This window comes from Streptomyces sp. B15 (assembly GCF_018070605.1).
Taxonomy (GTDB): Bacteria; Actinomycetota; Actinomycetes; order Streptomycetales; family Streptomycetaceae; genus Streptomyces; species Streptomyces smyrnaeus.
In genome coordinates, this window is record NZ_JAGPXJ010000114.1 from 1 (window position 1) to 18,748 (window position 18,748).

General features: G+C 71.5%; 18 protein-coding genes and 1 pseudogene. 10 read left to right on the forward strand and 9 right to left on the reverse strand.

All coding sequences use genetic code 11. The features are described from left to right. Positions 1-49 precede the first annotated feature (49 nt). A complete protein-coding gene (locus KBY19_RS32055) occupies positions 50-466 on the reverse strand; it encodes a Fur family transcriptional regulator (RefSeq protein WP_099883984.1) in 417 nt (138 codons plus the stop codon). Between the two features lie 164 nt (positions 467-630). Here KBY19_RS32055 and KBY19_RS32060 point away from each other — a divergent pair, with 164 nt between their 5' ends. Continuing rightward, on the forward strand, positions 631-2,067 hold the full coding sequence (locus KBY19_RS32060) for a catalase (RefSeq protein WP_180289946.1): 1,437 nt from the start codon (positions 631-633) through the stop codon (positions 2,065-2,067). A gap of 161 nt (positions 2,068-2,228) precedes the next feature. On the opposite strand, the gene KBY19_RS32065 is transcribed toward KBY19_RS32060, so the two are convergent. Together KBY19_RS32065 and hisN are read right to left on the reverse strand one after the other, a co-directional pair. After that, a complete protein-coding gene (locus KBY19_RS32065) occupies positions 2,229-2,651 on the reverse strand; it encodes a cyclic nucleotide-binding/CBS domain-containing protein (protein WP_210967248.1) in 423 nt (140 codons plus the stop codon). 177 nt (positions 2,652-2,828) lie between these two features. Further along, entirely contained in the window at positions 2,829-3,623 is a 795-nt protein-coding gene (hisN, locus tag KBY19_RS32070; protein ID WP_099883990.1) for a histidinol-phosphatase, read from the reverse strand. A 126-nt stretch (positions 3,624-3,749) separates the two neighbouring features. On the opposite strand from hisN, the gene KBY19_RS32075 reads away from it, so the two are divergent. Then, on the forward strand, positions 3,750-4,352 hold the full coding sequence (locus KBY19_RS32075; protein WP_099883992.1) for a TetR/AcrR family transcriptional regulator: 603 nt from the start codon (positions 3,750-3,752) through the stop codon (positions 4,350-4,352). A gap of 30 nt (positions 4,353-4,382) precedes the next feature. Here the strand turns inward: KBY19_RS32075 and KBY19_RS32080 are convergent, their stop codons facing one another. The 4 genes from KBY19_RS32080 to KBY19_RS32095 form a co-directional block, all read right to left on the reverse strand. Beyond that, a complete protein-coding gene (locus tag KBY19_RS32080) occupies positions 4,383-4,706 on the reverse strand; it encodes a multidrug efflux SMR transporter (protein ID WP_099883994.1) in 324 nt (107 codons plus the stop codon). 94 nt (positions 4,707-4,800) lie between these two features. Continuing rightward, the gene (gene rsgA / locus KBY19_RS32085; RefSeq protein WP_185018086.1) at positions 4,801-5,823 is read right to left on the reverse strand and encodes a ribosome small subunit-dependent GTPase A; all 1,023 of its coding nucleotides are present in this window, start codon (positions 5,821-5,823) and stop codon (positions 4,801-4,803) included. Positions 5,824-5,836: 13 nt separating this feature from the next. After that, positions 5,837-7,255: a 3-phosphoshikimate 1-carboxyvinyltransferase gene (gene aroA / locus KBY19_RS32090; protein ID WP_099883998.1), complete on the reverse strand. Its 1,419-nt coding sequence runs from the start codon at positions 7,253-7,255 to the stop codon at positions 5,837-5,839. 52 nt (positions 7,256-7,307) lie between these two features. Continuing rightward, a complete protein-coding gene (locus tag KBY19_RS32095; protein ID WP_099884000.1) occupies positions 7,308-8,066 on the reverse strand; it encodes a M50 family metallopeptidase in 759 nt (252 codons plus the stop codon). 97 nt (positions 8,067-8,163) lie between these two features. Here KBY19_RS32095 and KBY19_RS32100 point away from each other — a divergent pair, with 97 nt between their 5' ends. The 8 genes and pseudogenes from KBY19_RS32100 (at position 8,164) to def (ending at position 15,643) form a co-directional block, all read left to right on the forward strand. Then, complete coding sequence (locus tag KBY19_RS32100) at positions 8,164-9,009, forward strand: SOS response-associated peptidase (protein WP_210957341.1); 846 nt, start codon at positions 8,164-8,166, stop codon at positions 9,007-9,009. A gap of 74 nt (positions 9,010-9,083) precedes the next feature. Then, positions 9,084-9,755, forward strand: a complete 672-nt coding sequence (locus KBY19_RS32105) for an alpha/beta family hydrolase (protein ID WP_099884004.1) — start codon at positions 9,084-9,086, stop codon at positions 9,753-9,755. A gap of 183 nt (positions 9,756-9,938) precedes the next feature. Beyond that, the gene (locus KBY19_RS32110) at positions 9,939-10,775 is read left to right on the forward strand and encodes a sigma-70 family RNA polymerase sigma factor (protein ID WP_099884006.1); all 837 of its coding nucleotides are present in this window, start codon (positions 9,939-9,941) and stop codon (positions 10,773-10,775) included. Then, positions 10,772-11,170 carry a mycothiol system anti-sigma-R factor gene (gene rsrA / locus KBY19_RS32115; protein WP_210957342.1) on the forward strand — a complete coding sequence of 133 codons (399 nt, stop codon included), beginning with the start codon at positions 10,772-10,774 and terminating at the stop codon, positions 11,168-11,170. The genes KBY19_RS32110 and rsrA overlap by 4 nt, the downstream gene beginning before the upstream one ends. A 446-nt stretch (positions 11,171-11,616) precedes the next feature. Further along, positions 11,617-12,276: pseudogene (locus KBY19_RS32120) on the forward strand (HD-GYP domain-containing protein); the annotation flags it as partial. Positions 12,277-12,395: 119 nt separating this feature from the next. After that, entirely contained in the window at positions 12,396-13,655 is a 1,260-nt protein-coding gene (locus KBY19_RS32125) for an HD-GYP domain-containing protein (RefSeq protein WP_099884010.1), read from the forward strand. Positions 13,656-13,855: 200 nt separating this feature from the next. Continuing rightward, positions 13,856-14,857: a hypothetical protein gene (locus KBY19_RS32130; RefSeq protein WP_099884012.1), complete on the forward strand. Its 1,002-nt coding sequence runs from the start codon at positions 13,856-13,858 to the stop codon at positions 14,855-14,857. Positions 14,858-14,998: 141 nt separating this feature from the next. Continuing rightward, positions 14,999-15,643 (forward strand): peptide deformylase, encoded by a 645-nt coding sequence (gene def / locus KBY19_RS32135; protein WP_099884014.1) that lies wholly within the window; start codon positions 14,999-15,001, stop codon positions 15,641-15,643. A gap of 90 nt (positions 15,644-15,733) precedes the next feature. Here the strand turns inward: def and KBY19_RS32140 are convergent, their stop codons facing one another. Then, on the reverse strand, positions 15,734-16,765 hold the full coding sequence (locus KBY19_RS32140; protein WP_099884016.1) for a ribonucleotide-diphosphate reductase subunit beta: 1,032 nt from the start codon (positions 16,763-16,765) through the stop codon (positions 15,734-15,736). Beyond that, positions 16,756-18,748: ribonucleoside-diphosphate reductase subunit alpha (locus KBY19_RS32145; protein WP_210967249.1), on the reverse strand; the 1,993-nt coding region annotated here is incomplete at its 5' end. The genes KBY19_RS32145 and KBY19_RS32140, both read right to left, overlap by 10 nt.

An 18,748-nucleotide genomic window follows, 5' to 3' on the forward strand; every position in this document is an offset into this window, starting at 1 on the left:
CAGGGGGTGCGGGCCGTCTCGCGGTTCCGCGCCGAGGCGCGGCAGGCGTTCAGGAGTCGTGACAGTTCGGGCAGACGCCCCGGTAGGTGACGGTGGCCTCGGCGATGGCGAAGCCGTAGCGCTCCTGCTCCGGCAGGGCCGCCAGCGGGTCGCCCGTGGGATGGACGTCGCGGATCGTCCCGCAGCGGGAGCAGACCAGGTGCTGATGGGTGTGGCGGGCGTTCGGGTCGTAGCGCTTGGCGCGGCCGTCGGTGCTCACCTCGAGCACTTCCCCGAGAGCGACCAGCTCGCTCAGCGTGTTGTAGACGGTCGCACGGGCGATCTCCGGCAGGCGGTCCGCCGCGCGGGCGTGGACCTCGTCCGCCGTGTAGTGCACATGGTCGCCGTCGAGCACCTCGGCGACGACGCGCCGCTGTGCGGTGAGTCGCCAACCGCGATCACGGAGCCGTTCCAGCAGGTCACTCATGCCTCCAGCCTAGCAGTGGTATGTCCATGAGCAGAACGCGTATGAACTTCGGCCCCTTCTTGACTTAGACAAAGTCCAATGTAGAGTGGCGAACGGTTGGCCCACAGGACAGATGTGAAGCACAGGAGGCGCACGTGACCGTGCAGGACGAGACGGCCGGACCCATGACGACGGAAGCCGGTGCTCCGGTCGCGGACAACCAGAACAGCCAGACCGCCGGCGCGGGCGGCCCTGTGCTCGTTCAGGACCAGCACCTGCTGGAGAAGCTGGCCCACTTCAACCGCGAGCGCATCCCGGAGCGCATCGTGCACGCCCGGGGCGCGGGCGCGTACGGCAAGTTCACCGTCACCGCTGATGTGACCAAGTACACCCGGGCGAAGTTCCTCTCCGAGATCGGCAAGGAGACCGAAGCCTTCCTGCGCTTCTCCACGGTGGCGGGCAACCTCGGTGCGGCGGACGCGGTGCGCGACCCCCGCGGCTTCGCGCTGAAGTTCTACACCGAAGAGGGCAACTACGACCTGGTCGGGAACAACACGCCGGTGTTCTTCATCAAGGACGCCATCAAGTTCCCCGACTTCATCCACACCCAGAAGCGCGACCCGTACACCGGCTCGCAGGAGCCCGACAACGTCTTCGACTTCTGGGGCCTGTCGCCCGAGTCGACCCACCAGGTGACCTGGCTGTTCGGCGACCGGGGCATCCCGGCGTCCTACCGGCACATGGACGGCTTCGGGTCGCACACCTTCCAGTGGACCAACGAGGCCGGCGAGGTCTTCTGGGTCAAGTACCACTTCAAGACCGACCAGGGCATCAAGAACCTGACGGCCCAGGAGGCCGAGGTCCTGGCGGGCAAGGACCCCGACAGCCACCAGCGCGACCTGCGCGAGGCCATCGAGCGGGGCGAGTACCCGACCTGGACGGCGTACGTCCAGATCATGCCCGCGGCCGAGGCGGCGAACTACCGCTTCAACCCGTTCGACCTGACCAAGGTGTGGCCGCACGAGGACTACCCGCTGATCGAGTTCGGCAAGCTGGAGCTCAACCGCAACCCGCGGAACATCTTCGCCGAGGTCGAGCAGTCGATCTTCTCCCCGCACCACTTCGTGCCGGGCATCGGCCCGTCCCCGGACAAGATGCTCCAGGGCCGGCTGTTCGCCTACGGCGACGCCCACCGCTACCGCGTCGGCATCAACGCCGACCTGCTGCCGGTGAACGAGCCCAAGGCGACGAAGGCCCGCTCCTACGGCCGGGACGGTGTGATGTACGACGGCCGGCACGGCGGGGCGAAGAACTACGAGCCGAACAGCTTCGGCGCGCCGTCCGAGACCGGCCGGGCGCTGTGGCAGCCGCTGCCGGTCAGCGGCACCACCGAGGAGCACCCGGCTCCCTCGCACGCCGAGGACGACGACTTCGTCCAGGCCGGGAATCTCTACCGGCTGATGTCGGAGGACGAGAAGGCACGGCTGATCGACAACCTGGCGAACGCCATCGCGGGGGTCTCCCGTGACGACATCGCCCAGCGCGCGATCGAGAACTTCCGCAAGGCGGACCCCGACTACGGCAAGCGGCTGGAGGCCGCGGTCCAGGCCCTGCGCGGCTGACCGACCGCTCGCCGTACGAACCCGGAGGGACCGGACGCCATGGGGCTCCGGTCCCTCCGGTGCGTCCTGGTCCCTCCGGTGGGTCCTGGACTCTCCGGTGCTTCCTGGTCCCTCCGGTGGGCCGCCGGACCCTCCGGGGCCCGGCGGGGTGGCCGGGCGCGCTAGACCGCCAGTTCCTCCGCCGCCTCAGGCGCCACCGGGACGCGGCTGTCGGACCAGTTGCGGACGATGTCGCGGACCGAGAGGACACCCACCGGCTCCCGCTCGTCGAGCACGATCAGATTGCGGAAGCCGCCACGCGTCATGGCCCGCGCCGCCGCGTCCAGCGTCCAGTGGGGCGAGGCGAAGACCACATCCGTCGTGGTGTGGTCGTGTGCGCGCTCCCGGTCCGGGTCCTGGCCCGCGCCGAGGGAGTCGAGGATGTCGCGCTCGGTGAGGATGCCGACCCCGCTGGTGTCGGGGTCGAGGACGACGGCGGCGCCGACCCGGCGGGCCGACATCAGTTGGGCTGCCTGACGGAGGGTGTGCGCTGGGCCGATGGTGAGGACCACGGTGCTCATGGCGTGCTGGACGTGTCCGGGCATGAGGGGGCTACCTCCTTGGCGGAACGGCTTCCCGAGGAGCGGGGCGCTGCTCGAGAAGTGGTTCACAAGGTCACAAGCGAGCGAATTCTCATGTTCACATGTGAGGGAGGCCACAACAAGGACGCGTGTACGGACCACCCGGACGAGTGGTCGGATCCGCCCGGTGTCAGTGCGGATTCAGGCCGTCAGATAGTTCAGCAGGGCCTCGTGCAGCAGGCCGTTGGAGGCCGCCGCGTTGCCGCTGTGCGGTCCCGGGTTCCCGTCGAGCCCGGTGAAGCTGCCGCCCGCCTCCTCGACGATGACCGCACTGGCCGCCATGTCCCACAGCGACAGCTCCGGCTCCGCGCACATGTCCACCGATCCCTCGGCGACCATCATGTACGGCCAGAAGTCGCCGTAGCCGCGGGTCCGCCAGCAGTCCCGGGTCAGGTCCATGAAGCCGCCCAGCATGCCGCGCTCCTCCCAGCCGTGCAGCGAGGAGTAGGCGAACGAGGCGTCCCGCACCTCGGCGACCTTGGACACCTCCAGCCGGGTGGCCTTGGACAGGCTGCGGCCGCTGTAGGCGCCGGCGCCCTTCGCCGCCCACCAGCGGCGGTTGAGCGCGGGGGCCGAGACGACGCCGACGACCGGCCGGTCGCCGCCCTCGCCCATCTCCATCAGGGCGATGAGCGTCGCCCACACCGGCACACCGCGCACATAGTTCTTCGTACCGTCGATCGGGTCGATCACCCAGCGGCGCGGCCCGTGGCCCTCGGTGCCGAACTCCTCGCCCAGCACCGCGTCCCGCGGCCGGGTGCGCTGGAGCGAGGTGCGGATCAGCTCCTCGGCCGCCTTGTCGGCCTCGCTCACCGGCGTCATGTCCGGCTTGGTCTCGACCTTCAGGTCGAGAGCCTTGAACCGCTCCATGGTCGCGGCGTCGGCGGCGTCGGCCAGCACATGGGCGAGACGCAGATCATCGTGATAGTCCAGCATGGCCGAACAGTATCGAGCGAGGAATCCCCCCACCACAGGGCCATGCGCGTGCGCCGCGTATTGACACCTCTTGGCGGTGCGTCAATTCTGTGCCGCACTCCGGGCTGTCGGTCTGTGGAGGCGACGATGCCTGCTGCACGCGAGACCCTGCTGGACGCCGCCCATGTGGCGGTGCGGTCACGCCCCTGGTCGGTCGTGCGGATGGTCGATGTCGCCGCGGCCGCCGGGGTCTCACGGCAGACGCTCTACAACGAGTTCGGCAGCAAGGAGGGGCTGGGCGCCGCACTCGTCGAGCGGGTGCTCGAGGACTTCCTGGACGGTGCGGCCCGTGCCGCGGCAGAAGCGTGCCGCAGCGGCCATGCCCCGGCCGGTTGCTGCGCCGCCGCCGCGCAGTGGGTGCTGCGTACGGCGCGCACGGAGCCGATCGTGGGTGCGGCGCTCACCGGCTGCTTGGAGACGCGGATGCCGCTGCCGACCCGTACGGCGCCCGGGAAGCTCGCTGCCGCGTTGCACGGCCGGGTGGTGTCGGGCCTGGAGGAGGCCCGCCGCGTGCCTGTGGGCGGGCCCCTGCGGGAGGGCTTCGACCGGGGGGAGGTGGAGCGCGCCTACGAGGTGGGGTTACGGGTTGCCCTCTCGTATGTCGTCGCCCCTTTGCAGGGGCCCGGGGACGAGGAGCCCTGTGGGCGCGTGGACGAGGTCGTCCGTGCGTTGCTGGCCCATCAGGCGTAAGCCCGCACAGCGGCGGTCGGAGGCGGCGACTCAGTGCGCACTGCCGGACAGCTGCAGCCCTATCACGCCGACGATCACCAGTGTGATGGAGACCAGCTTGAGCGCGGAGACCACGTCGCCCATGAAGACCATTCCGTAGATCGCCGTCCCCGCGGCGCCGATCCCCGTCCAGACCGCGTAGGCAGGCCCCACGTCCAGCCGCTTCAGCGAGAGGGTCAGCAGACCGAAGCTGCCCAGCGCGAAGGCGCAGAAGGCGACCGTGGGCCACAGCCGGGTGAAGCCGTGCGAGAGCTTCAGGCACACGGCGAAGCCGGTCTCCAGCAACCCCGCGACTATCACCAGCAGCCACGCCATGTGCTCTTCCTCTCGTCGCTCCCGCCGGGGCCCCTTCCGGGGGCAAGGTCAAGCGCAGGCAAACCAGTATGCAGCGGCGGCCGGACGGAAGCGATCAGTCCCCTTCGCGCCTCTCCCGTGTGGCCAGCAGGCGGCGCAGCGAGTGCAGTCGAGCCGGGTCGGCGTGCCCGTCGGCGACCCACTGGTCCAGCGCGCAGCCCGGCTCGTTGTGGCTGCACGCCCGGGGGCACTCCGCGGTGCCCGCCTCCAGATCGGGGAACGCGTGGATGACGCGCGAGAGCTGAATGTGGTTCAGCCCGAAGGAGCGTACCCCCGGAGTGTCGATGACCCAGCCGTCCTCGCCGACGGGGGAGGGCGGCAGCGGGAGCGCGAGCGCCGAGGTCGTGGTGTGCCGACCGCGCCCGGTCACCGCGTTCACCACGCCCGTGGCGCGCTGCCGCTCCGGCACCAGCGCGTTGACCAGCGTCGTCTTGCCGACGCCGCTGTGTCCCACGCACACCGTGATCTGACCACGCATCATCTCGCGGACGGCCTCGGTCCCCGAGCCGTCGGGGGTGAAGTCGTCCCTGCTGGTGACGACGTAGCGCACCCCCAGCGGCGCGTACGTCTCCAGCAGCGGCTCGGCAGGCGCCAGATCGGACTTGGTGAGGACGAGCAGCGGCTCCAGCCCCGCGTCGAAGGCGGCGACCAGGCAGCGGTCGATCAGCCGGGGGCGCGGCTCGGGGTCGGCCAGCGCCGTGACGACGGCGAGTTGGTCGGCGTTGGCCACGATGACGCGCTCGTACGGGTCGTTGTCGTCCGCCGTCCTGCGCAGCACCGAGGTGCGCTCCTCCACCCGCACGATGCGCGCCAAAGTGTCCTTGGCACCGGTCAGATCGCCGACGACGGCCACCCGGTCACCCACCACCACGGCCTTGCGGCCCAGCTCGCGGGCCTTCATCGCGGTGATCGTGCGGCCCTCCACCAGACAGGTCAGCCGGCCCCGGTCGACGGTCAGCACCAGGCCCTCGGCCGCGTCCTCGTGCTTGGGCCGGGTGTGGGTACGCGGGCGGGTGCCGCGGCGGGAGGGACGGACGCGGATGTCGTCCTCGTCGGTGTGCTTGCCGTAGCGGCGCATCGCGGGCGCCCTCTCAGGCTCTCTCTCCGGCTCGGGTTCCGGCCCCGGCTCCGGCTGCTGCCGGAAGGCCGAGCATCTCGTCCCACATCTGCGGGAAGTCGGGCAGGGTCTTGTACGTCGTCGCGACGTTCTCCACCTCGACGCCCTCGACCGCCAGGCCGAGCACCGCACCCGCCGTGGCCAGCCGGTGGTCGTCGTAGGTGTGGAAGACACCGCCGTGCAGCGCGCGGGGCCGGATCCGCAGACCGTCCTCGGTCTCGGTGACATCGCCGCCCAGGCCGTTGATCTCCTTCACCAGCGCCGCCAGCCGGTCCGTCTCGTGCAGCCGCAGATGACCGACGCCGCGCAGCACCGACTCGCCCTCCGCCAGCGCCGCCACGGCGGCGATGCCCGGCGTCAGCTCGCCCACCTCGCCCAGATCGATGTCGATGCCGTGGATGCGGCCGCTGCCGGTGAAGGTGAGACCGCGCTCGTCCAGCACGCAGGAACCGCCCATGGCGGTGAAGATCTCGCGCAGTGCGTCACCGGGCTGTGTGGTGTGTTCGGGCCAGTCGGGGACGGTGACCCGGCCGCCGGTGACCAGCGCGGCGGCGAGGAAGGGCTGCGCGTTGGACAGGTCCGGTTCGATGGTCAGGTCCCGGCCCAGCAGCGCGCCGGGCGTCACCCGCCACACGTTCGGTGCTCCGCCGTCCTCGGGCGCGTCCACCTGGGCGCCCGCGGCGCGCAGCATGTCGACCGTCATCCGGATGTGCGGCATGGAGGGCAGCGTGCGGCCGGTGTGACGGACCTCGACGCCCTGGTTGAAGCCCGGACCGGACAGCAGCAGTGCGCTCACGAACTGGCTGGAGGAGGAGGCGTCGATCTCGACCGGGCCGCCCGCCAGCGAGCCGTTGCCGTGCACCGTCATCGGCAGCGCGCCGCGCCCCTCGTCCTCGACCCGCGCGCCGAGCGTACGCAGAGCGTCGATGACGCCGTGCAGAGGGCGCTCGTAGGAGCGGGGGTCGCCGTCGAACCGGATCGGGCCCTCGGCCAGTGCCGCCAGCGGGGGCAGGAAGCGCATCACGGTGCCCGCGTTGCCGACGTCCACCGTCGCCGGGCCGCGCAGCGTGGTCGGGATGACCCGCCACGCCTCGCCGCCGGGGCGCCCGCCGGCGGGGTGCTCGCCGTGGTCCGCGACGGCGGAGGAGGCGGAGGAGACCGTCTCCTCGATCTGCACGCCCATGGTGCGCAGCGCGCCGGCCATCAGCAGGGTGTCGCGGGAGCGCAGCGGACGGCGCAGCCAGCCCGGCTCGGAGGAGAGCGCGGCCAGCACCAGGGCCCGGTTGGTGACCGACTTGGATCCCGGCACGGTGACGGTCGCCTCGATACGGCCCGGAGCCGAGGGGGCGGGCCAGAGTGCGGAGTCTGCGGGGCTGGTGCGCTGGTCGGTCATGGGGCCACTGTAATGGCTGCCGTACGGCCTGATCAGCGACCGTCGACCCGCCTCACAGGCCGAGCAGCCAGCGTCCGCCGCCGATGAGGGAGCACAGCGAGACCGCGTGGAAGAGGAACAGCCACCCGGCGGCGGGGACGTGGGTGAGCCGCGCGAGTTGGTCGGCGTCCGAGTCCGGCATGCCCGGTGCGACCGCGCCACCGGAGCGAAACGCTCCGCGCCGTATCCCCTGCCGTCGGCGCTTGCCCTGGAGTTCGAAGACCGGCCGCACCCCGCCCAGCAGCAGGAACCACACGACCACATAGGCGAACGCCGCCTGCACCTCGGGACCGGTCAGCCAGGAGACGAGCAGGAAGGCGCCACCGGCCAGGACGACGGTCAGCACCCCGTAGGCGTTGCGGATCATCACCAGCATGGCCACCAGCAGCGCCGTGGCACCCCACAGCAGCGCGGTGATGTGGTTGGCGGCCAGCAGCCAGGCGCCGCCCAGACCCAGCAGCGGGGGAGCGGTGTAGCCCGCGGCGGCGGTCAGCACCATGCCTATGCCGTGCGGCTTGCCGCGCGAGACCGTCAGGCCGGAGGTGTCCGAGTGCAGCCGGATACCGTCCAGCCGGCGACCGGTGACCAGGGCTATGAGGCCGTGCCCGCCCTCGTGCGCGATCGTGACCGCGTTCCGCGATATGCGCCACACCCCGTGCGGTGCCACCGCGAGCAGTGCGACGAGGCCGGTGACCAGCACCAGCCACTGCTCGGGGTCCGGCTGGCTGCCCACGACCCGGTCCCACACGTCCGTGATGCTCGCGTTGTCCATGTTCGGGGTGTTCTCCTCGCCTGCTGTGGGGTGCGTGTCCCCTCCGTGTCCGTCAACGCACGGCGACGGCCCGTCGTGCCGTGGCAGTCTTGCAGGCATGTGCGGACGGTATGCAGCGAGCCGGGGGGCCGAGGATTTGGCCCGGCTGTTCGAGGTGGAGAAGTGGGAGCCCGAAGAGGCTCTGGCACCGGACTGGAACGTCGCCCCCACCAAGCAGGTGCACGCGGTGCTCGACCGCCCTGTCAAGGGCAGCGACGACCATCGGCCCGTACGGCAGCTGCGGACCCTGAAGTGGGGCCTGGTGCCGGGGTGGGCCAAGACGCCTGACATGGGCGTCAAGATGATCAACGCCCGCGCCGAGACCGTGCACGAGAAGCCCGCCTACCGGCGCCCGTTCGCCGCGCGCCGCTGCCTGCTGCCCGCCGACGGCTACTACGAGTGGGTCACCGCACAGGGTGAGCTGAAGCTCGAACAGGAGGGCAAGCGCAAGCGCCCCCGCAAGCAGCCGTACTTCATCTCTCCGGCCGCGGCCGACGGCTCCGCGAACGAGCAGCCGGTGATGGCGATGGCCGGGCTGTACGAGTTCTGGCGGGACAAGACGCTGCCGGACGACCATCCGCGGGCCTGGTGGACGACGTGCACCGTCATCACCACCGCGGCGGAGACCACCCCGCTGGCCAACGCGGAGGAGTTGAGCGAGGGCGGCCCCCGGTCGCTGGCCGACATCCACCCCCGGATGCCGCTGATGCTCACCCCCGACCGCTGGGACGCCTGGCTGGACCCCTCCCGCACCGGCACCGAGGAGCTGCGCGAACTGCTGGCCCCGCCCCCGGGTGGGCTGCTGCGCGCCCACCCGGTCTCCACGGACGTCAGCAACGTCCGCAACAACGGCCCCCATCTGCTCAAGGAGCTGCCCGCTCCCGAAGAGGAGACGCTTTTCTAGGGCGCGCATCTCTAGGGCGCGCATCTCTGGGGCGTGCTTCTCTGAGGCGCGCTTCTCTGGGGCACGATGCGCGTATGAACGGTCACAAGGACGGCGACGGAGCCGGGCAGGACGGCAAGCAGCGGGTCGAGAAGGTGGCCACACCCGTGGGGGAGGCCCGGATCACCTGGCACCCCGCCGGGCGGAAGGCGCACACGGTGCTGGCCCTGGGGCACGGTGCGGGCGGCGGGATCGAGGCGCGGGACCTGCGGGCCCTGGCCGCGGCGCTGCCCGCCGAGGGCGTCACCGTGGCACTGGTGGAGCAGCCCTGGCGGGTGGCGGGCAAGAAGGTGGCACCGGCCCCCCGGACGCTGGACGCCGCCTGGAGCGCCCTGTGGCCCGCACTGACGCTGCCGGGGCTGCCGGTGGTCGCGGGAGGGCGCAGCGCGGGCGCCCGCGTCGCCTGCCGTACGGCTCGGGAGCTGGGCGCACAGGCGGTGCTCGCGCTGTCGTTCCCGCTGCATCCGCCGGGCAAGCCGGAGAAGTCCCGCGCCGACGAGCTGGCCGGGGTCGGGCTGCCGGTGCTGGTCGTCCAGGGTGGGCGCGACCCGTTCGGGCGACCCGCCGAGTTCCCGGAAGGCACCAGCCTGGTGGAGGTGCCCTACGCCGACCACGGCTTCGCGCTGCCGAAGTCGGCCGCGCTGACCGAGGAGGAGGCGATGGGCGTGGTCACCGGCGCCGTCACCCGGTGGCTCGCCGGCGGGTGAGAACGTCCGCGGGGCGGAAGACGGGTGCCGGAAGGCCGGTGCCGGAAGACCGGTGGCGGATCGGGAATGATCGGCGGGATCCGGTGGTTGAACCCGGTATCCGGCTGCGGAGGTGATCCGCGACCGGAGACGAATGTGAGATGCATCCACACCTCTCCAGCCGAAGGAAAGGGAGCCGCCCAGATGGGTTCCGTCGCTTGCCCCCAGCGTCCGCGGGCCGCTGACCTGGACTGGGCCACCATGGCATTGTCCTCAGGCGTGAAGATTCAAGCGGCGGGCGGTGGCGATCGTCGTCTATTCTCCGATTCGAGCGGGTCCTCGTTCGGGCTCGCCACGACGTTGGAGGAGGTGGGTCCGGTCACCGGGACCGAAGGCGGCTCAAGCGCACAGCAGGAGACACAGGCGTCGGAGACCGAGGAGCAGCGCAGTGCGCGCTTCGAGCGGGACGCGCTCGCTTTCCTCGACCAGATGTATTCCGCGGCGCTGCGCATGACGCGGAACCCGGCCGACGCCGAGGACCTTGTGCAGGAGACCTACGCGAAGGCGTACGCGTCCTTCCACCAGTTCCGTGAGGGCACCAACCTCAAGGCGTGGCTGTACCGCATCCTGACGAACACCTTCATCAACTCCTACCGCAAGAAGCAGCGCGAGCCCCAGCGCAGCGCCGCGGAGGAGATCGAGGACTGGCAGCTGGCGCGCGCCGAGTCGCACATGTCGACCGGGCTGCGCTCGGCCGAGGCGCAGGCGCTCGACCACCTGCCGGACTCCGATGTGAAGGAAGCACTCCAGGCCATCCCCGAGGAGTTCCGCATCGCCGTCTACCTCGCCGACGTCGAGGGCTTTGCGTACAAGGAGATCGCCGACATCATGGGGACACCCATCGGTACGGTGATGTCCCGTCTGCACCGTGGGCGGCGCCAGCTTCGGGAGATGCTGGAAGGCTATGCGCAAGAGCGCGGCCTGGTCCCGGCCGGTGCCGCGGCGGACGGGTCGCAAGACCGGAAAGGCTCGGGCTCATGAGTTGCGGAGAGCCGCACGAGACGGACTGCTCTGAGGTCCTCGACCACCTCTACGAGTACCTCGACCGGGAGATGCCCGAGGGCGACTGCGCCAAGTTCAAGGAGCACTTCGACGAGTGCTCGCCCTGCTTCGAGAAGTACGGGCTGGAGCGCGAGGTGAAGAAACTCGTCAAGCGCTGCTGCGGGCACGACGACGTCCCGTCGGACCTGCGGGCCAAGGTGATGGGCCGGATCGAGGTGATCCGGCAGGGCCAGGCCCCCGAGGATGCGGACGCGGACGCGGACGGAGCCTCGGCCGAGGGCGTGCGTTCCGCCGCCGGATCCGGGACCGCCGATGCCCCCGAGATGGAGACCGTCGACGCCGTCGGCTCCGAGGACGACAAGAACCCCGCCTGACCCGTTGATGCGCATCGGGCGCACAACCGCCGGCGGTTCCTCCTTTTCTCCTTCCTTCGGGTGAGTACCTGCCGTCTCGTACGGGGGAACGCGCCCGAAGGCCGCCAACCGGTCCGCACGCTGCTCCTAGTCTCCCCGCCACGTGAGAGGTGGGGAGGAGGCTCGCGATGCGGCTCACGATGCGTACGGCCGAAACGGGCGGAGCGGTGGGACCGGCGGCGACCGCGGCAGCACCGACGACGGCACCGACGCCGCCAACTGCGGCAACAGCCCGAACAGCAGCGACGGCCAAGCCGGCGGGACGGGTGGGGCAGGCGGCCGCAGCCGCGACGGCAGCAGCCGCTGGACGGGGAGCACCCCGCGGTCGGAGGCTGGGGGAGAGCGCGCCGGAGGAGAGCCGCACGGCGCTCGCTGTGACGTGCGCGCTGACCGTGCCCGTTGCGGTCGTCCTGTGGCGCAGCGCCTACGGGGCGCTCGCCGCGCTGCTCGCGGTGGGACCCGTCTGGCTCGCCTGGTGGAGCCTGCGGCGGCACCGCCCCGAACATCCGGCCCGGCAGGCCGCCGTACAGGCGCTCTCCCAGGCCGTGCAGATCAAGGACCGCTACACCCGGGGCCACGGCGAACGGGTCGGCCTCGCAGCCGTGCTGATCGCCCGCGAGCTGGGTCTGGACGAGGAGCGGACCGAGACGCTGCGCTGCGCGGGAATCCTGCACGACGTCGGAAAACTCGGCGTTCCCGCCCGGCTGTTGCGCAAAGCGGGCCCGCTCACCCCCGCCGAGCGCCGCGTCATGGAACAGCACCCCGAGCACGGGGCCGAGATCGTACGCGGACTCGACTTCCTGGGTGAGGCCCGCGCGGCGGTTCTCCACCACCACGAGCGGATGGACGGCACCGGCTATCCGCGCGGGCTGGCCGGGGAGCAGATCCCGGAGGCGGCGCGGATCGTGGCCGTGGCCGACGCGTTCGACGCGATGACCTCCACCCGCTGCTACCGCCCCGGCCGGCCTGTCGCGGCGGCCCTGGAGGAGTTGGAGCGGTGCGCGGGCACGCAGTTCGACCCCCGGATGGTCGCGGCCCTCACCCGCGCGCTGCGCCGCCACGGCTGGCCGTTCGCCGAGGTTCCCGACCCCTGCCAGGAGCCGCCCTCGGCCCCGGAAGCACACCGCGAGGCGGATCGGGGCGCGGATCGAGCGGCCGGGGCGGCGGCCGGCAGCGGCGTCGCGGTATGACGCGGCGGACGGCCGCACGGCTGGTCGCCGCCGCCTACGGGGCGGCCGTGCTGGTGGCCGGCGCCGCGCTGGGCATCGTCCTGTGGCGCGGGGTGACCCGGCCCGGAGTGGCGCTGGCGTTCGGACTGGTCGTCGCCGTGGGGGAGTTGGCCCGCGTACGGCTGTCCGAAGACCGCGCGGGCGTACGCACCACAGGGCTGCTGTCCGGCGCCGGGGCGCTCGGCTACGCGCTCTGCGGCCAGGTGGGCGGCACCCCGGCGGGGCACGGCGTGGCACAGGCCGTCGCGGTGGCCCTCGTCGGCACCCTCGTCGGGCTGACTCCGCATGTCGCGCTGGGCCAGGCTCCCCCGCCCCAGGCACCCGCCCGGCTGGCGCTCGGAGTGGGAGGTGCCGCAGTGTGCGGCCAAGCGCTGTACGGGTCGGGCTGGTTGGGCCGTACCGTCGAGCCCGGCGGGCTGTTCACGCTGTGTCTGCTGGCCCTGGCACTGTGTGTCGGGTGTCTCGACGCCCTGCTCGCCGCCGCCACCGCCGCGCTGGGCTCCGAGGGGAGCTACGGGCGGGCGGTGCGGGAGGAGTTGCTCGCCCGCCTCGGCACCGTGCCCGCCCTCGCCGCCACCGCCGTGCTGCTCGCGCTGGCCGTGGCCGTGGCCGGGCTGTGGGCGCTGCCGCTGTGTTGCGCGCCGCTGCTCGTCATGCAGTTCGCCCTGTGCCGTCGCGCCTCCGTACGGGCGACCCACCGGCGCACCCTCGCCTCCCTCGCACGCGCCCCCGAGGTGGCCGGTTGCACGCCGCACGGGCATGCGCGCCGCGTGGCGGAGCTCAGCCGTGCGGTGGGGCGCGAGCTGGGGCTGGCGGGCGGGGAGCTCACCGCGCTGGAGTACGCGGCCCTCACGCACGACGTGGGGCAGCTCTCGCTGGCCGAGCCGGTGCCCGGTGGTGCCACGACGGCACTGGAACCGGGCAGACAGCGCCGTATCGCGCTGCTCGGCGGCGCGGTGCTCCGGCAGGCCGGCGTCCGCTGGCGGGTGGCGTCCGCGGTGGAGGCCCAGGCGGACCCGTACCGCGAACAGTCGGTGACCGCTCGTGTCCTCCGTACGGTCAACGCGTACGACGACCTCCTCGCGGGCAGTCACACGGCGGACGCCGCGGCGCGCGAGCAGGCTCTGCGCGCACTGCGTACCGCCACCGGGCGTGACCACGAACCACGCGTGGTGGAGGCGCTGTCACGGGTGGTGGCCCGGGCTGCGGAGGTCTGACGCACGGGTAATGAGCGAGCACCCGAGCGGGCATGGTTGGATGCGAAGGGGGGAACCGCGACAGGCGTGGAGACACCTCCGGCCGAAGGCCGGGGGAGGGCGCGTGGCGCCCTCCGCGTACGGGACCCATCGGCAGACAGCAGGCCGGGCGCAGAGCCGGGCCTCAGGACAGGCGGAACGGCGGGATCGGCGGGAGCGCAGTGAGGATCTTCGGCAAGGTGCGGCACCGTCCCTCCGCCTCGTGGCGGCAGGCGACGGACCGTGCGTTCACGCTTATCGGCGACGGGCGCTACGAGGACGCGGGCGCTCTGCTCACCCGTGCCGCCGACCTGGAGCCGTGGCTCTCGGAGTCCTGGTTCAACCTCGCGCTGCTGCACAAGTTCCGGCACGACTGGGAGCAGGCGCGTACGGCGGGTCTGCGTGCCGTGGCGCTGCTGGACCGGGAGACCGGGGCGCCCGACTGGTGGAACGTGGGCATCGCGGCCACCGCGCTGCAGGACTGGCCCCTGGCGCGCCGGGCCTGGCAGGCGTACGGGCTGCACGTGCCCGGGCCCTCGCACGGCGCTGCCGCGGCCGAGGAGCCCACCGGTATGCAGCTGGGCAGTGCCGCGGTGCGGCTCTCCCCGGAGGGTGAGGCGGAGGTCGTGTGGGGCCGCCGTATCGACCCGGCCCGCATGGAGATCCAGAGCATTCCGCTGCCTTCCTCGGGGCGCCGCTGGGGCGAGGTCGTGCTGCACGACGGCGTTCCGCACGGCGAGCGCACCACGGCTGCGGGGCCCTCCTACCCGGTGTTCGACGAGATCGAGCTGTGGGCCCCCTCCCCGGTACCCACCTGGGTGGTGCTGCTGGAGGCCGCCACGGAGAGCGACCGGGACGCGCTGGAGCGGCTGGCGGCAGACGCCGGGTTCGCCGCCGAGGACTGGTCCTCCTCGGTGCGGCTGCTGTGCCGTGCCTGCTCGGAGAGCGCCATGCCCGCCGACGAGGGCGACGGCACCGTGCATCTGGACCCGCACGACCACAGTTCGCCCGGCCATCCCGGGCCGCTGGGCCATATGACGCAGGGCGGACCCGGTGAGCTGTGGGTCCCCGAGCGCGAGTGCGGGCTGGCGGCACCTGCCGCGCTGGTGCGCGGGCTGCTGGACGGCTGGGTCGCAGACAGTCCCGACACCCGTGAGTGGCGGGATCTGGAGGAGGTCTGCTGAGCCTCCGGCGGAGGGCCCGTACCCTGTAGGGCGAGTCATCACGGTCCTCGGCTGTTCCGGCACGGCGCTCAGCCGTACCGACGGCGGATCTCAGCTCTCACCGGTTCACGGTCAACGGGTCGCAGGAAGGCGTACGACGGCATGGCGCAGCAGCAGGAAACGACGGCGGAGTCGGCCGCCACCGCCGAGGGCGAGTTCGTCGACGACGTGACGGACGCGGCAGCCCGCGAGGAGGCCCACACCGCCCGGGGTACGGCGCGGCCCATCACCGTCGTCGGCAACCCGGTGCTGCACCGGGAGTGCAAGGACGTGACGGAGTTCGACGACGGGCTGGCCGAGCTGATCGACGACATGTTCGCCAGCCAGCGCGCCGCCGAAGGGGTCGGTATCGCCGCCAACCAGATCGGCGTCGATCTGAAGGTCTTCGTCTACGACTGCTACGACGACGAGGGCGTGCGGCACGTGGGCGTCGTCTGCAATCCGGTGCTCGAACAGCTCCCGGCCGAGCGGCGGGTACTGGACGACGGCAGCGAGGGCTGCCTGTCCGTGCCCGGTGCCTACCACCCGCTCGCGCGGCCGGACTACGCCGTGGTGCGCGGCCAGGACGCGCAGGGCAAGCCGATCGTGGTGCAGGGCACCGGGTACTTCGCACGGTGTCTGCAGCACGAGACAGATCACCTTTACGGGTATCTGTACATCGACCGGCTCTCCAAGCGGGAGCGCAAGGACGTGCTCAAGCAGATGGCCGAGGGCACGCCCCGCTACGAGACGGTTCCCAACGAGTAGAAGCCAGGGGCCCCCACCGCTCGTGCGGGCCAGGCCCGGGCCGCACCTCGAACGTCCCCGTCGCCCGTAGGGACGACGGGGACGGGGCGGTCAGAAGTCGTCGTCGAGGGAGACCGAGCCCTCCACCGCGACCTGGTAGGCCGACGCCCGGCGTTCGAAGAAGTTGGTCAGCTCCTGGACGTTCTGGAGCTCCATGAACGAGAACGGGTTGCTCGCCCCGTAGCGTTCGGCGAAGCCGAGCCGGCGCAGCCGCTGGTCGGCGACCGCCTGGAGGTACTGGCGCATGGACTCGGTGTTCATCCCGGGCAGCCCCTCACCGCACAGATCGCGTGCGAACTGGAGCTCCGCCTCGACGGCCTCCTCCAGCATCGCCACCACCTGCTTCTCCAGCTCCGCGTCGAAGAGCTCGGGCTCCTCCTCCCGCACGGTGTCCACCACGTCGAACGCGAAGGACATGTGCATCGACTCGTCGCGGAACACCCAGTTGGTGCCCGTGGCCAGTCCGTGCAGCAGGCCGCGCGAACGGAACCAGTAGACGTAGGCGAACGCGCCGTAGAAGAACAGCCCCTCGATGCAGGCGGCGAAGCAGATCAGGTTGAGCAGGAAGCGGCGCCTGTCGGAGCGTGACTCCAGCTTGTCGATCTCTTCTGTCGCATCCATCCAGCGGAAGCAGAACTGGGCCTTCTCCCGGATGGAGGGGATGTTCTCCACCGCCGCGAACGCCGCGGCCCGCTCGTCGTGGTCGGGCAGATAGGTGTCCAGCAGCGTCAGATAGAACTGGACGTGCACGGCCTCCTCGAACAGCTGCCGGGACAGATACAGCCGCGCCTCGGGGGAGTTGATGTGTTTGTAGAGCGTCAACACGAGGTTGTTGGCGACGATCGAGTCGCCGGTGGCGAAGAACGCCACCAGGCGGCTGATCATGTGCTGTTCGCCCGGGGTGAGCTTGGCCAGATCGGCGACGTCGGAGTGGAGATCGACCTCCTCCACGGTCCAGGTGTTCTTGATCGCGTCGCGGTAGCGCTCGTAGAAGTGCGGATAGCGCATCGGGCGCAGGGTCAGTTCGAAGCCCGGGTCGAGCAGGTTCTTCGCGGAAGTGGGCGGCGGCGTCATCACTGGCATGCCTCGCAGGTCTCGGGGTTTTCCAGGGAGCAGGCGACGGCCTCGTCGTCCTTCGCCTGCGGGGAGGGGCTGGTCGCCGCCTGCGCGATGCGCGTGGCGGGCCGGGAGCGCAGGTAGTACGTGGTCTTGATGCCGCGCTTCCAGGCGTAGGCGTACATCGAGCTGAGCTTCCCGATGGTGGGGGAGGACAGGAACAGGTTCAGCGACTGGCTCTGGTCCAGGTACGGGGTGCGGGCGGCGGCCATGTCGATCAGGGCGCGCTGCGGGATCTCCCAGGCCGTGCGGTACAGCGCGCGTACGTGCGCCGGCACCCACGCCAGCTCCTGCACCGAGCCGTTGGCCTGGCGCAGTGCCTCCCTGGCCCGCGCGTCCCACAGCCCCAACCGCTTCAGCTCCGCCACCAGATAGGTGTTCACCTGGAGGAATTCGCCGCTGAGCGTCTCGCGCTTGAACAGGTTGGAGACCTGCGGCTCGATGCACTCGTACACACCCGCGATGGAGGCGATGGTCGCCGTCGGCGCGATCGCCAGCAGCAGGGAGTTGCGCATTCCGGTCCGGGCGACACGCTCCCGCAGCGCCGCCCACCGCTGCGGCCAGGCGTGCCCTTCGCCCGCCTGCGGATAGTGGTCGGGGTGCAGCACGCCGCGGGCCGTACGGGTCGACTCCCAGGCCGGCAGCGGGCCGTGCCGGTCGGCCAGCTCGGCCGACGTCTCGTACGCGGCGAGCATGATCCGCTCGGCGATCCGGGTGGACAGCTCACGCGCCTCGTCCGAGTCGAACGGCAGCCCGAGGCGGAAGAAGACGTCCTGCAGGCCCATCACCCCCAGACCCACCGGACGCCAGCGGGAGTTGGAGGCCGCCGCCTGGCCGGTCGGGTAGTAGTTGATGTCCACCACGCGGTCCAGGAACGTCACCGCCGTACGGACCGTGGCATCCAGCCGCTCCCAGTCCGGCTGTCCGTCCGCTCCCAGGTGTGCGGCCAGATTGACGGAGCCGAGATTGCACACGGCGGTCTCGCCGTCGTCCGTGACCTCCAGGATCTCCGTGCACAGGTTCGAGGAGTGCACGATGCGGCCCGGGTCGGCGGTCTGGTTGGAGGTGCGGTTGCTGGTGTCCTTGAACGTCATCCAGCCGTTGCCGGTCTGCGCGAGGGTGCGCATCATCGCGCCGTACAACTGGCGTGCGGGCAGCCGCTTGACGGCGCGCTGCTCGGCCTCGGCGCGCCGGTAGGCCGCGTCGAACTCCTCACCCCACAGATCGGCCAGTTCCGGCACGTCGGACGGCGAGAAGAGCGACCACTGATCGTCCGTCTCCACACGGCGCATGAACTCGTCGGGGATCCAGTGCGCCAGGTTGAGGTTGTGCGTACGGCGCGCGTCCTCACCCGTGTTGTCGCGCAGTTCCAGGAACTCCTCGATGTCCGCGTGCCACGTCTCCAGATAGACGCAGGCCGCGCCCTTGCGCCGGCCGCCCTGGTTGACCGCGGCGACCGAGGCGTCCAGCGTCCGCAGGAACGGCACGATGCCGTTCGAGTGGCCGTTCGTCCCCCGGATCAGCGCCCCGCGGGAACGGACGCGGGAGTAGGACAGACCGATACCGCCCGCGTGCTTGGAGAGCCTGGCGACCTGCCGATAGCGCTCGTAGATCGAGTCCAGCTCGTCCTTGGGCGAGTCGAGCAGATAGCAGGACGACATCTGCGGGTGGCGCGTACCGGAGTTGAACAGGGTGGGGGAGGAGGGCAGATAGGCCAGGGAGCTGGTGAGCCGGTAGAACTCGGCCACCTCTTCGAGGGCGCGGGCGGACTCGTCGGCAGCCAGCCCGCAGGCGACGCGCAGCAGGAAGTGCTGCGGGGTCTCGATGGGGCGCCGGGTTTCCGGGTGCCGCAGCAGATAGCGGGTGTGGACGGTACGCAGCCCGAAGTACTCGAACCGGTCGTCCGCGCCGTCGGCCACGGCCGCCTCGACCAGGGCGTCCAGCCGGTCG